Here is a 14,098-nt window from a genome sequence, read left to right as displayed (position 1 = left end):
TTGCACCTTTTTTGTTTTGCTAAGATTAACACAAAATTAGTAATTAAATAATGTATATTTGCCTACTTACTACATGAAAATTAATTTATGTCAGACGCGTTAGTCATAATTCCTACCTATAACGAAAAAGAAAATATAGAAGCAATCATTAGAATTACTTTTAATCAGGAAAAGAAGTTTCATATTTTAGTGGTTGATGATAATTCTCCTGATGGAACATCTGAAATTGTAGAAAATTTAATTTTAGAATTCCCTAACCAACTTTTTATAGAAAAAAGAATTGGAAAAAATGGTTTAGGTACTGCATATATTCATGGTTTTAAATGGGCAATCCAAAAAAAATATGATTATATCATAGAAATGGATGCCGATTTTTCTCACAACCCAAAAGATTTAATTCGCCTTTATAATGCTTGTAGCAAAGATGAAGGTGATATTTCTGTTGGTTCTAGATACGTTAACAATCAAGTAAATGTGGTAAATTGGGACATGAAAAGGTTGTTACTTTCTTATTTTGCAACCAGATATGTTCGTTTAATTACTAAAATTCCATTATTTGACACCACAGCAGGTTTTGTTTGTTGGAAAAGAAAAGTTTTAGAAACTATTAATTTAGATAAAATTAGATTTGTTGGTTATGCTTTTCAAATTGAAATGAAATTTAAAGCATGGAAACATGGTTTTAATATAAAAGAAGTTTCTGTAATTTTTACAGATAGAACTTTAGGAACTTCTAAAATGGATGGAAAAATTATTTCTGAAGCATTATTTGGAGTTATAAAAATGAAACTAAAAGGGTTGCCTAAAAAATAAATAATAATGAGTCCGATTTCTATTAGAAAAGCAACTCTAGAAGACTTAGATGTTTTATTAGAATTTGAACAAGGTGTAGTTTCAGCAGAAAAACCATTAGATCCTTTTTTAGCTAAAGGACATTTAAACTATTATAATATACCAGAATTAATTACAAGTAATTACACACAATTTTTGGTAGCCATTATAGAAAATGAAGTTGTTGCTTCTGGTTACATTAGAATAGATAATTCTAAAATATATCAAAAAAACCCTTTACATGGTTATGTTGGTTTTATGTTTGTAAAACCAACATTTAGAGGTCAAAAAATAAGTACATTAATCTTAGATTCTTTAAAAAAATGGGCTAAAGAAAAAGAACTAAAAGAATTGAGATTAGATGTGTACAACAACAATATTGAAGCAATAAAAGTTTATGAACGTTTTGGATTTAGTAAAATTTTAGTAAACATGAGAATGGACATTTAAGAAAAACATATGGCAAAATTAACTTTAATAAAAAACGCAAAAATCGTTAACGAAAACAATACTTTTATTGGTGATGTTTTAATTGAAAACGAAATCATTAAAGAGGTTTCTACCAAAATTGAAGCTTCAGAAAATGTTAATATCATAGACGCAACAGGTAAAACTTTAATACCCGGTTTTATAGACGATCAAGTACATTTTAGAGAACCTGGTTTAACCCACAAAGCTAATATTGCTACAGAAAGTAGAGCTGCTGTTGCTGGTGGAATTACTACTTTTATTGAAATGCCAAACACAGTACCTCAAGCTACAACACAAGATTTATTAGAAGATAAATTTAAAATTGCCGCAAACGACTCTTATGCAAACTATTCTTTTATGTTTGGTGGAACCAATGATAATTTAGATGAATTATTAAAAACAGATCCCAAAAAAGTTGCCGGAATTAAATTATTCTTAGGTTCATCTACAGGAAATATGTTGGTTGATAATGAAGCTGTTTTAGAAAAAATATTTTCTTCAACAAAAATGATTATTTCAGTGCATTGTGAAGATGAGGCAACTATCAGAAAAAATACAGAAAAATATAAAGCTGAGTTTGGTGATGATATTCCTGTAAAATATCACCCAATTATCAGAAGTGAAGAAGCTTGTTATTTATCATCCTCTAAAGCAATAGAATTAGCTAAGAAAACTGGAGCTAGATTGCATATTTTTCATTTATCTACAGCAAAAGAAACTGAATTATTTAGAAACGACATTCCTTTAGAAGAAAAACAAATTACTGCAGAAGTTTGTGTGCATCATTTATGGTTTTCTGATAAAGATTATGAAGAAAAAGGAACGCATATAAAATGGAATCCTGCTGTAAAAACAGAAGCAGACAGACAAGGTTTATGGAAAGCTTTATTAGATGATAGAATAGATGTTTTAGCAACCGATCATGCACCACATACTTTAGAAGAAAAAACAAATGTATATACAAAAGCACCAAGTGGTGGTCCTTTAGTACAACATGCAGTTACTGCAATTTTAGAAAAAGTAAAAGAAGGTGTTATTTCAATTGAAAAAGCAGTTGAAAAAATGAGCCATAACCCTGCTAAATTATTTCAAATTGAAAAACGTGGTTTTATCAAAGAAGGATATTATGCAGATTTAGTTTTAATAGATACTAACAAACCTCTAACGGTTTCTAAAGACAATATTTTATATAAATGTGGCTGGTCTCCTTTTGAAGGAACCACTTTTTCATCTACAATATCTCACACATTTGTAAATGGAAATTTAATATATAATAATGGTGTTTTTAATAATAAAATAAAAGGAAAACGTTTAACTTTTAACCGTTAATATGAAAAAAGCAAGCTACCTTTTAGTTTTTATTTTTTTAGTTTCTTGTACTAGTAACACTATTTTTGAGAAACCAAAAGATTTGATTCCTAAAGACACCATGACTATCTTAATACAAGATATGATAATTGCTACTTCTGCAAAATTTGTAAATAACAAAAACCAACAGAAGAAAATTAATTATATGCCTTTTATTTATGATATTTATAAAATTGATAGTCTTCGTTTTAAAACAAGTAATCTTTATTACATAAGTAAGATTGACTTGTATGATGAAATAATAAATGATGCTAAAATACTTATAAATGACAAAAAAGAGTTTTACACAAAAATGAAATCTAAAATAGATTCAATTAGAAAAGATTCTTTAAATATAATAAAAAAGAAGAAAATATTTCGATTAGATTCTATTAAAAAGACTAGTACTAATTACATTAATTACTGTTATTTACCTAAAAAAAGTATAGAGAATAATACTTTCCCTAAGTTAGAAAGAGATTCAATATCAAAACCACTTAAACCTATTCTTAAAAAAGAAATTCTACACAAAAAAGAAATTACTAAAGAAGATTTTTAGAATATTTTGCTGAAGTTTCTTTTATGACTTCATTAATATTCTGAAACTTAAAATTAAGCGCTGTTTCAATTTTTTCTGATGAATATTTAGAAATTGAATGTGCACTTTTTGCAGAATATTTACTTAAAAAAGGTTCTTTTTTTGTAAAAAAAGATACTAAATGAGATATTCTCCAAAATATAGAAGTTTGCCAAGTATTTATTTTTATTGAAGGTCTTTTTTTACCTAAAGCATCTGCTATTAAAAAGAAAATTTCTTTAAATGATTTATTTTCTGAAACTAGAATAAAACGTTCATTTTTAATATCAGAATTCATTAATAAAACCATCGATTTAACCACGTCTTTCACACCAACAAAACCAGTAATTCCTTCTGTATAAAAGTTAAAACCATTATAAACTTGCGTAAATAATTTACCAGATCCAGATTGCCAAAAACCACTACCTAGAATAACTCCAGGGTTTACAATTACAACTTCAATTCCTTCTTGACTTGCTCGCCAAATTTCCATTTCTGCCCCAAATTTGGTTATAGAATACCCACTATTATCTGCTTCTTTATTCCATTCACAGTCTTCATCAATTAAATTTCCATTTAAAGATTCTCCTATAGAAGCAATAGAGCCTACAAAACAAATTTTGCTAACTTTTACATCAATAGAAAGGTTTACAATAATGGCAGTTCCATGAATATTTACTTTTCTCATTTCTCTATAATCTTTCGGATTAAAAGAAATTAAAGCTGCACAATGATAAACTTTATCAACACCAACAAAAGCAGGAATCATAGAAGGAACATCTGTAATATCTGCTTTAAACCATTCTATTTTAGAAATTAGAGAAGCATCATCAGTATAAAAAGAAAAAACTTCTTTTACTTTTTCAATTCTTTTTTTAGAACGATAAATAGCACGAACTTTTTCATCATTTTTAATTAAATGATATAATAAATGTGCGCCAACTAAACCTGTTCCTCCAGTAACTAAAATCATACAACGAATTTAGTATATTTTGCTCGATAAACTTATATTTGCCAACTGATAAACAGAATACAATGAAGAATTTTATTGAAGAATTAAAATGGAGAGGAATGTTGCACGACAGCATGCCAGGAACTGAAGAACATTTACTAGAAGAAATGAGAAGTGCTTATGTTGGTTTTGATCCAACTGCAGATTCTTTACATATTGGTAATTTAGTGCCTATAATGTTGCTTGCACATTATCAAAGATGTGGACACAGACCCATTGCTTTGGTTGGTGGTGCAACTGGTATGATTGGAGATCCTTCAGGAAAATCTGCAGAACGTAATTTGTTAGATGAAAAAACGTTACGTCATAATCAAGAATGTGTAAAAGCACAATTAGGGCACTTTTTAGATTTTACTTCGGATGAAAAAAATGCTGCAATTCTAGTAAATAATTACGATTGGATGAAAGATATTTCGTTCTTAGAATTTATTAGAGATATTGGTAAACACATTACTGTTAACTACATGATGGCTAAAGATTCTGTAAAAAACAGAATTAGCTCAGAATCTAAAGACGGAATGTCTTTTACAGAGTTTACATATCAAATGGTACAAGGGTATGATTTCTTACATTTATTTAGAGAAAATGCAACTACAATTCAAATGGGTGGTTCTGATCAATGGGGAAATATTACTACAGGAACAGAATTAATTAGAAGAATTGGTAATGGAAAAGGATATGCAATTACATGTCCATTAATTACTAAGTCTGACGGTTCTAAATTCGGGAAATCTGAAGGAGGAAATGTTTGGTTAGATGCTAAAAGAACATCTGCTTATAAATTTTACCAATATTGGTTAAATACTTCTGATGAAGATGCAGAAAAGTATATTAAAATCTTTACCTTTTTAGATGAAGCAACAATTAACTCTTTAGTTGAACAACATAAAGAAGCACCTCATGTACGTGTTTTACAAAAGCGTTTAGGAGAAGAAGTTACCACGTTAGTTCATGGAAAAGAAAATTATGAAAAAGCAATTGCAGCTTCTAATATTTTATTTGGAAAATCAAATGCAAATGATTTAAAATCTTTAGACGAACAAACGTTTTTAGATGTTTTTGATGGTGTACCACAAGCAACTGTTACCATTGCAGATATTGAAGAAGGTTTAGATATGATTGGTGCTTTAGCAGCAAAAACTAACTTTTTAAAATCTAATGGAGATGCAAGAAGAGCTTTAAAAGAAAATGCAATTTCTGTAAATAAAGAAAAAGTAAAAGAAGATTTTAAAATTTCTAAAGAAGATTTAATTGCTCATAAATATGTCTTACTACAACGTGGTAAAAAAACGTATTATTTATTAGTAGTAGAATAGAACTAAATTAAATATTATAATAAAGAAAAGAGCTGAATTAATTCAGCTCTTTTCTTTTCTACTGCATTCACAAACTCCCCCAAGCTTGCTTTCAATCATCCTTTTTTGTTAATATTTAACCAGTTTTTATCTGCTTTTGCTTTTAATTGTTCAGCGCCTTCTTTTTGCCACAATTCTAAAGTATTTGTTCCCCAAGAATTGTAAAAAAGGTATAATTTACCTTCTCTAATTTCAAATGTTTTTGGATCAATAGAAACTTTTTCTCCTTTTACACCAATTGCATATGCACAATAACCTCCATAAGCAGGAACATATTTTTTTGGAGACTTTTTAAACGTTTCTAAATGTTCTTTTGATGAAAACTTAAATTTTACTCCATCATAATTTGCAACAAATTTCTTATCTCCTTTTTCTACTTTGTTGTTAAAATAACTAACAACATCATACCCTTCAGCAACAAAACCTTTTTTTAAATTATAATTATCTTGTCCGAAAGCTGAAAATGAAATTAGTATAATTAAAAATCCTATTTTGTTCATCTCTAATTTTTTTTATGTTTTAAATTTTTCCAGTTTTTATCTGCTTTTACTTGTAATTTTGGTGTATTTCCTTCTTGCCAATCTTCTAATTTACTACCAAAAAAAGAGGTATAGAATAAATACAATTTTCCATCTCTAATTTCGTAAGCTTCTCCATCAATATACATTTTTGTGTTTTTTTCGGCAACTGCATATGCGCAATACCCTCCATATTGTGGAACATATTTCTTAGGGCTTTCTGTAAATATTTTTAAATGTTTTTCTGAAGAAAATCTAAATTTAGCACCATCATAAATTGTTATAAATTTATTGTTTCCCTCTACTGGTTTTTTATCATTAAAATAAGAAACCACATCATAACCTTCTGCTACAAAACCATTTTTAGTGTTGTAATCTATTTGTTGTGCAGATAAAATTGTAGAAAGTCCAAAAAAAAGTAATAAAATAGATTGTTTCATTCGATTGGTTTTAATCCATAGTCGAATAAATTTTTAAGAAATTACAAAGAAAGTTAATATGAAATCAGATTAACAAGATTTTATAAACTCTTTTAAAACGGTAATCAATTCTGAAGCGTTTTCAATGTGACTCATATGACCATCAGGAAAAACAACGAACTCAGAATTTGTATATTTTGCTTCTAGCAATAAAGTTTGGTAATCTAAAATAGGATCTTTCTCACCAATAATTATTATTTTTTTAAAAGAACACTCTTTTAAAAACTGACTTTCATTTACACGGTTTTTCATCCCTTCGTTAGCTGCAATATACCCTTGAACAGAAGTTTGTAAAGCTTCATTTTTAACCACTTCAATTTCATCTTTAAATTTTAATAAATTATCTTGATGAAACAAATTAGAAACTGACATTTTTACCATCGCTTCAAAATTATTTTGTACCATTTCATTTGCTCTTTTTCTTAAATTTTTACGCTCTTCAGAATCATTATTAGAAGTAGAATTAAGCAAGCACAATCCCTTTATTTTAGAAGGATTCATTTTGGCAAAAGCTAAAGAAATATATCCTCCTAAAGAATGGCCAACCAAAATATATTTACGAATTCTCAAATGTTTTAAAACACCTTCAATAGTTTCTGCAAACAAACCCATAGAATGTACATAACCCAAACAATCTGATTTTCCATGACCTAATAAATCAATTGTAATTACCCTATTTCTTTTAATTAATTCAGGTGTAATTTTTTTCCACATTTTAGAATTTTCTAAAAAACCATGAATTAATACCACAGTAGTTCCTTTTCCTTGATCAGAATAAGAAATTTGTGCATTTTTAAAGGTGAAAGAATTTTGCATGCAGCAAAAATATGTATCTTTAAGTCTTTAAAATAATTTTTCAAAAATGAAATTTATAAAAGCATTTATTTTAACATTCTTGTTTACTACAACAAGTTTTTTTGCTCAAATTGAAGAACAAGTTTTAGACAATTTAGTAAAAGAAACACTCACAACTTTTGATGTTCCTGGTATTTCTGTAGGTATTTTAAAAGACGGAAAAATTGTGTATGCAAAAGGTCATGGAGTTCGTTCTTTAACCAATAAAAAGAACATGAATGAAAATACTTTAGTTGGTATTGCATCAAACAGTAAAGGTTTTACATGTTTTGCTTTAGCTATGATGATTGATGAAGGCAAGCTAGATTGGGATGATAAAGTAAGAAAACACATTCCGGAATTTCAATTATATGATGCTTGGGTAACACAAGAATTTACTGTAAGAGATTTGGTTACTCATAGAAGTGGAATGGGTTTAGGCGCAGGAGATTTAATGTTTTTTCCTGAAGGTAATGATTTTAAGGTTGCTGATGTTATTAAAAACGTAAAACACCTAAAACCAGAAACATCTTTTAGAAGTAAATTTGCATATAATAACAATATGTTTATTATTGCTGGTGAGGTTTTAAAACGTGTAAGTGGTCTTTCTTGGGAAGAATTTATTGAAACTAAAATTCTAAAACCTGTTGGAATGAACAACAGTAAAGCATCTTACAACAGAGTTACAAACCACAAAAATATTATTGATGCACATACAAGAGCAGAAGGAAAAGTAATTCAGATTCCTCATGATTGGAGCGAAACTGCAAATCCTGCAGGTGGAATTATGAGTAACGTAAATGACATGCTTACTTGGGCTAATTTTTTAATGAATGATGCTGTTACCAAAGAAGGAAAACGTTTGTTAAGCAAACAACAATTTCATGAGCTTTGGCAATTACAAACACCTTTAAAAGTTAGAAAAAACGATAGTTATAATTCTAATTTTAGAGGTTATGGATTGGGTTGGTTTTTAACAGATGTAAAAGGTGGTTATAAACAAGTATATCACACAGGTGGTTTATTGGGTACTGTAACACAGTTTACGATGATTCCTGATTTAGATTTGGCAATTGTTGTTTTGACTAATCAAATGAATGGAAGTGCTTTTAGCACTATTACAAATACTATAAAAGATAGTTATTTAGGTTATAAAAATAGAAATTGGCTAAAAAGATATGGTACAAATAATAGCAATTATTTAAAATATAATGATAGCTTAAAGGTAGCTGTTTACAACAAAGTTAAAATTGCTAAAAAAGATAAGAGTTTGCCAAAACCAAATCAAATTATTGGTACTTATAAAGACAATTGGTTTGGAAATATTACCATTTCTAATGATGGAAATTCTTACCGTATAAAATGCGAACGTTCTTCTAAATTAGTTGGGCAATTGTTACCTTATAATCAAACAACCTATGTTGCAAAATGGGATAATAGAAGTTTTGATGCAGATGTTTTTGTACAGTTTTCTTTTGATGAAAAAGGAAAAGCAATTAGTGCAACAATGAAACACATAGCGCCTATTACAGATTTTAGTTTCGATTTTGGCGATTTAAACCTTAAAAAGCAATAATATTTTGATTAAAACAAAAGATATTTGGATTGCAGGTTTTGCTCTTTTTTCACTCTTTTTTGGAGCAGGAAATTTAATTTTACCTCCATCTTTAGGCGCTAAATCTGGTGCAGATTGGTGGATAGTTGTTTTAGGATTTGTTCTAACAGCAGTAACCATTCCTATTTTGGCAATTTTTGCGCACGCAAAATTACAAGGAACTTTGTATGATTTTGGCAAAAAAGTTTCGCCAATTTTTAGTACAGCATATTGTATGCTTATTTATGCAATTGCAATCGCAATTCCATCACCAAGAACAGCAGCTGTTACACATGAAATGGCAATTCACCCCTTTTTTGAAACACCGCCAATTTTAACCAGTATTATTTATTTTATAGTGGTTTTTATATTTGCCATAAATCGTAATAAAATTATCAGTTTAATTGGTAAATTTTTAACACCAATTATTGTTTTAATTCTATTTATAATTATTGGAGTTTCCATTTTTACAACCTCAGGAACCGTAAATCCATCAACATTTACAACACCTTTTGTAGATGGTATTTTAGAAGGCTATCAAACCTTTGATGCTATTGGAGGTGTAGTTGTTGGTGCTGTAATTATTATCTCTTTAAACTTAAAAGGTGATGACAGTTTTGAAGAAAGAAAAAAACTAATTACCAAAGCAGGAATTATTGCTGGTGCTGGTTTGCTATTAATTTATGGTGGATTAATTTTAAGTGGTTCTTTATTTTCATCAACTTTTGCAGAAAATGCATCAAGAACCGATGTTTTAACAAGTTTAAGCACACAAACCTTAGGGAATTTAGGAACCACATTTTTAAGTATTTTGGTTGCTTTAGCATGTTTTACAACTGCTGTTGGTATTGTAACCGGAACCGCAGATTATGTAAAAGGAATTTGCAAAGATTCTAAACAAGCATTTATTATTACAGCAGCAATTGCTTGTATAATTGGTGTAATTGTGGGTAGTTATCAAGTCGATTTTATAATTACTTTAGCTGTACCAGCATTAATGTTTCTATATCCAATTACAATTGTATTGATTTTACTAAATATTGTACCCAATAAATATGCTTCTAAATTGGTTTTTAGAAGTGTTGTTTTAGTGACTTTTGTTTTTAGTATAACAGATTTTTTAGGTTTTATAATTCCTAGAGAAAACTTAACAGGAATTAAAAACATCATTCCTTTAGCAAACCAGAGTTTGGGTTGGGTTTTACCTGCTTTAATGGTTTTTGTTGGATTGAATTTGAGGAAGATTCGCTAACGTTACTTTTAATAAAAATTATGTTTTTAATAACATGAATTTTCTAATAGGAAGCATTAAATAATAAAATCGAAACAAGTATTTTTTTTATACATTCTAGGTTATAGTTTTTTTAAATCAATTAAATTTGTATTTTTAAACTTAAAATAAGTGGAAGAACAAGGTTACATAGAAATCAGGGTTACAAATAGAGATAATTCTCTGACCCCTAAAGATGTTGATATAAATGAAGTTAAAGATTTTATATCAGACATTGAAACTTTCTTGTATCCTAACCGAAAAGAAAAAAAGAATAGACCCCACATCTCATATGATATTGAAGAAGGTTCTGCAAAGCACAAGTTTTTTTTACCTATTACAGCAGTGATTCTTTTTAATGGTCTAACTAGTGAAATAAAAAACAGGAATAACTTAGATTTTTTAGACTATAAAAGACAGTCTATTATTGATAAATTTCAAAAAAGAGCGTATAAAGAAGGTTATAGAATTGAGTTTAATAATTCCCTTTCTAAAGTTTCTACTTTGGTAATTGACGAGTCAACAGACTTTGAAATGATTGCTCCTTTATATTTTGAAAGTGAGTTCTATTTGTATGGAGAAATTTATCAAGAGGGTGGGAAAAACCCAAACATACATATCAGCACTAATAAATATGGAAATATAACTGTTTCTGCAACAAAGGAACAAATTGCAAGTGGAGATAAAAAAACTTATAAAGCATATGGTATTAAGGTCCGAGGTAAAAAAAACCTATCGGATAAAAGTTTATCTGATTTAGTTCTTTTAGATTTTATACAATACAAACCTATTTTTAATAAATCTCTTCTAGATAAAGTTATCGATAAAGCTTCTGAAAATTTAGATAAGATAAAAAATGTAGATGTTTGGTTAAATAATATAAAAGCAGAAGGTCTATGAACGGAATAAAGAGTGTTCTTTTAGATTGTTCCTTTTGTATACGTTTACTTAAAAGAGATGATGAATTCCATGAGAATTGTGTTGAATATTTTAAGTATTTTACAGATAACAATATAGAAATGTATCTTTCTACAATCGTAGTTAGTGAATATTCTGTTGGTGATGATGCAGAGAATTTGCTATCCTTGAATTCCTTTAGGTTGTTAGAATTTGATTATTTAGATGCAAAGTTTTCTGGTCAATTTTTAGCTTTACTTAAAGACATTGGTAAGTTCGGAGATTTTGGAGAGAGAAAGGTTGTTATAAATGATATAAAACTTTTTGCTCAAATTCATAATAGAGAAATTGATGCTTATATAACTAAAGACAGGAAATCTTTTAAAAAAATGATTGAACCTTTAAAAGATGAGTTCAATTTAAAGTTTGAAGTTATTGATTTAACTATTCCCTTAAGTTCTAAGTTAGGACTACTGTTTTAAGCTACGTCTACCAAAATTAAATTTAGTAACAAACTATTTTTAACGATAAGTTTCCATCAACTTTTACGACCAAGCCAAAACAAAACAACAAAATGGCAGTTCAAGACATTATAAAATATTCTTTTAAAGATATTTTTTCGGTAAGCACAGTAGCCTTTGAAAAAGCATGTACTATAGATCATTCTGTGCAACAAAATGCCTATGCTATTTATTGGATTCAAGAAGGAACAGGAACTTATAATATCGATTTTGAAAGTTATACGTTTACAGATAATGTGTTATTTTTCTTATCACTAGGGCAAGTTTTTACGGTAGATTCAGAGCAAATTAAAACAGCCTACAAACTAACTTTTGTTAGAGATTTTTATTGCATACAAACCCATGATGCAGAAGTAGCTTGTAACGGAATTTTATTCAACAATATTTATGATACTCCGTTTGTAAAACCTTGTGCAAAAGAAACTGCAAAACTCAATTTTATTCTAGAAAGTCTTATTGAAGAATTTCAACAAAATGAAACTGCACAATACGATATGTTGCAATCGTATTTAAAGCAATTTATTATTAATGCAGTACGTGTTAAGAAAGAAAATCATGTTATAAAAGAAGATACAGAAACACGTTTGTTTAAAGATTTTAGTTTGTTGGTAGAACAGAATTTTAAAACTATGCACACCGTAACAGACTACGCAAATAGATTAGGCCTTTCGCCAAAATCGATTACCAAACACTTTCAGAAATTGGGTGCAAAAACGCCATCAGAATTTATTAAAAACCGTATTTTACTAGAAGCAAAACGCTTGTTAATTTACACAGATAAAACCGTTAAAGAAATTGCTTTCGATCTTGGTTTTAACGATCCTGCCTATTTTACGCGTTTCTTTACCAAAGCAATTTCAAAATCTCCATTGCAATTTAAAAAAGAGTATTAATCTCTTTATTTTTCTACAATTAACGTTTCGTATTTGGGCGTGCCCTTTCAGGTCAGGCTTTCGCAACTCGCTTTTTAAAGTTTTATCAAACTTTAAAAGAGCTCAAACAACTTGCTCTATCCTTCACGCGTGCATTTTTGCCAACTATTTATCCTTGTCCAAACAGTAAGAACTTTTGTCCATTTTTAGAGGTATATGTTGGTTGCATCTTTGCAGTGTAATTAAAACATAAAAAAATGGAAATACAAATAAATCAAACAGAATATACAAATGTTATAGAAAATAATAGCACTGTTTTATTAGACTTTTATACAGATTGGTGTGGACCATGTAGAACATTATTACCTACAATACACAAATTAGCAGATGAGTTAAAAGACAATATAACCATCAAAAAAATAAATGTGGATAACAACCAAGAATTAGCAGCAAAATTTGGAATTAGAAACATACCTACATTGGTTTTTATAAAAGATGGTAAAGCAGTAGAAAAACACACAGGTTTAATTACCGAAAGAAATTTAAGAAGTAAAATAGACAGATTAAAATAAACAAAAAGTCCTTGTCCAATTCAAAGGAACTTTTGTCCAATTTTTAGAGTCACAATCAGTTGCATCTTTGCAGTATCAAACAATAAGAACTAAAAAACAACAATTATGAAAACAATAGAAAACACACAATGTCCAAACTGTTGGGGTTATCAAACTTATGATGAACAAAAACCAGAACAACAAATTTGTACTTGCAAATAACAACTTGTCATTTCGACTGTAATGGAGAAATCTAAATTTACTAATAGAGATTTTTCGACTACGCTCAAAATGACAACTTAAAAACAATTTTAAACACAATAATTAATAATAAAATAAATAAGATGCTGAACTAAATTCAGCACAAAGCAAATTATGAGCACATTTAATGTACCAACAAAAAACGAAGTATCAGAAAACAACCAAGCAATTTTTAATCAATTAGAAAAAGGATTAGGTTTTGTACCTAACTTATATGCAGCTCTGGCACATAGTGAAACTGCTTTAAGTAACTTTTTAGCAATTGGTCAAGGAAAAACAAGTTTTTCAGCAAAAGAAAAAGAAGTAATTAACTTAGCAGTAAGTCAAGTAAACGAGTGTGTTTATTGTTTATCTGCACATACAGCAATTGGTAAAATGAATGGTTTTACAGAAGCGCAAATTTTAGAATTAAGAAACGGAAACGCTTATTTTGATGCAAAACTAGATGCATTATCAAAATTTGCAAAATCTGTAGCAATTAATAGAGGTGCAGCAACTAAAGAAGTAATAGAAAACTTTTATGCAGCAGGTTATACAAAAGGAAATTTAGCAGATGCTTTTATATTAATTGGAGAAATTACAATTACAAATTACTTTCATAAAACAACAGATGTTGCTGTAGATTTCCCAGTAGCACAACCATTAGAATTAGCAACAGTATAATAAGATTTCTCGACTTCGCTCGAAATGACAAAAAGTATAATTATA

General features: G+C 28.6%; 16 protein-coding genes. 12 read left to right on the top strand and 4 right to left on the bottom strand.

The window, feature by feature from the left end; translation table 11 throughout:
* Positions 1-87 precede the first annotated feature (87 nt).
* The 4 genes from ABJG40_RS07545 to ABJG40_RS07530 are packed head-to-tail and all read left to right on the top strand — an operon-like array spanning position 88 to position 3,208.
* Entirely contained in the window at positions 88-813 is a 726-nt protein-coding gene (locus tag ABJG40_RS07545; RefSeq protein WP_348023969.1) for a polyprenol monophosphomannose synthase, read from the top strand.
* Between the two features lie 6 nt (positions 814-819).
* The gene (locus tag ABJG40_RS07540; RefSeq protein WP_348023968.1) at positions 820-1,281 is read left to right on the top strand and encodes a GNAT family N-acetyltransferase; all 462 of its coding nucleotides are present in this window, start codon (positions 820-822) and stop codon (positions 1,279-1,281) included.
* A 9-nt stretch (positions 1,282-1,290) separates the two neighbouring features.
* Positions 1,291-2,631 carry a dihydroorotase gene (locus ABJG40_RS07535; protein WP_348023967.1) on the top strand — a complete coding sequence of 447 codons (1,341 nt, stop codon included), beginning with the start codon at positions 1,291-1,293 and terminating at the stop codon, positions 2,629-2,631.
* Position 2,632: 1 nt separating this feature from the next.
* Complete coding sequence (locus ABJG40_RS07530; RefSeq protein WP_348023966.1) at positions 2,633-3,208, top strand: DUF4296 domain-containing protein; 576 nt, start codon at positions 2,633-2,635, stop codon at positions 3,206-3,208.
* On the opposite strand, the gene ABJG40_RS07525 is transcribed toward ABJG40_RS07530, so the two are convergent.
* Positions 3,192-4,199 (bottom strand): NAD-dependent epimerase/dehydratase family protein, encoded by a 1,008-nt coding sequence (locus ABJG40_RS07525; RefSeq protein WP_348023965.1) that lies wholly within the window; start codon positions 4,197-4,199, stop codon positions 3,192-3,194. The genes ABJG40_RS07530 and ABJG40_RS07525 overlap by 17 nt on opposite strands.
* 62 nt (positions 4,200-4,261) lie before the next feature.
* Between ABJG40_RS07525 and tyrS the strand changes: the two genes are divergently transcribed.
* Positions 4,262-5,554 (top strand): tyrosine--tRNA ligase, encoded by a 1,293-nt coding sequence (tyrS, locus tag ABJG40_RS07520; protein WP_348023964.1) that lies wholly within the window; start codon positions 4,262-4,264, stop codon positions 5,552-5,554.
* Between the two features lie 95 nt (positions 5,555-5,649).
* Here the strand turns inward: tyrS and ABJG40_RS07515 are convergent, their stop codons facing one another.
* From ABJG40_RS07515 to ABJG40_RS07505, 3 genes are all read right to left on the bottom strand, one after another.
* Positions 5,650-6,093 carry a YHS domain-containing (seleno)protein gene (locus tag ABJG40_RS07515; protein ID WP_348023963.1) on the bottom strand — a complete coding sequence of 148 codons (444 nt, stop codon included), beginning with the start codon at positions 6,091-6,093 and terminating at the stop codon, positions 5,650-5,652.
* Between the two features lie 2 nt (positions 6,094-6,095).
* On the bottom strand, positions 6,096-6,551 hold the full coding sequence (locus tag ABJG40_RS07510) for a YHS domain-containing (seleno)protein (protein ID WP_348023962.1): 456 nt from the start codon (positions 6,549-6,551) through the stop codon (positions 6,096-6,098).
* A gap of 69 nt (positions 6,552-6,620) precedes the next feature.
* The gene (locus ABJG40_RS07505) at positions 6,621-7,406 is read right to left on the bottom strand and encodes an alpha/beta hydrolase (RefSeq protein WP_348023961.1); all 786 of its coding nucleotides are present in this window, start codon (positions 7,404-7,406) and stop codon (positions 6,621-6,623) included.
* 46 nt (positions 7,407-7,452) lie between these two features.
* Between ABJG40_RS07505 and ABJG40_RS07500 the strand changes: the two genes are divergently transcribed.
* From ABJG40_RS07500 to ABJG40_RS07470, 7 genes are all read left to right on the top strand, one after another.
* The gene (locus ABJG40_RS07500; RefSeq protein ID WP_348023960.1) at positions 7,453-9,000 is read left to right on the top strand and encodes a serine hydrolase; all 1,548 of its coding nucleotides are present in this window, start codon (positions 7,453-7,455) and stop codon (positions 8,998-9,000) included.
* Positions 9,001-9,004: 4 nt separating this feature from the next.
* A complete protein-coding gene (brnQ, locus tag ABJG40_RS07495; RefSeq protein ID WP_348023959.1) occupies positions 9,005-10,270 on the top strand; it encodes a branched-chain amino acid transport system II carrier protein in 1,266 nt (421 codons plus the stop codon).
* Between the two features lie 150 nt (positions 10,271-10,420).
* Entirely contained in the window at positions 10,421-11,188 is a 768-nt protein-coding gene (locus ABJG40_RS07490; protein WP_348023958.1) for a hypothetical protein, read from the top strand.
* Positions 11,185-11,667, top strand: a complete 483-nt coding sequence (locus ABJG40_RS07485; protein ID WP_348023957.1) for a hypothetical protein — start codon at positions 11,185-11,187, stop codon at positions 11,665-11,667. The genes ABJG40_RS07490 and ABJG40_RS07485 overlap by 4 nt, the downstream gene beginning before the upstream one ends.
* Positions 11,668-11,759: 92 nt before the next feature.
* Complete coding sequence (locus ABJG40_RS07480) at positions 11,760-12,599, top strand: helix-turn-helix domain-containing protein (RefSeq protein ID WP_348023956.1); 840 nt, start codon at positions 11,760-11,762, stop codon at positions 12,597-12,599.
* Between the two features lie 236 nt (positions 12,600-12,835).
* Complete coding sequence (gene trxA, locus ABJG40_RS07475) at positions 12,836-13,150, top strand: thioredoxin (protein WP_348023955.1); 315 nt, start codon at positions 12,836-12,838, stop codon at positions 13,148-13,150.
* Between the two features lie 354 nt (positions 13,151-13,504).
* Complete coding sequence (locus ABJG40_RS07470; protein WP_348023954.1) at positions 13,505-14,053, top strand: carboxymuconolactone decarboxylase family protein; 549 nt, start codon at positions 13,505-13,507, stop codon at positions 14,051-14,053.
* Positions 14,054-14,098: the final 45 nt, after the last annotated feature.

The sequence above is a fragment of the Polaribacter sp. genome, assembly GCF_039939415.1.
Lineage (GTDB): Bacteria > Bacteroidota > Bacteroidia > Flavobacteriales > Flavobacteriaceae > Polaribacter.
The sequence above is the reverse complement of the archived record's forward strand: the minus strand, read 5'-3'. Positions and strand labels throughout refer to the sequence as shown.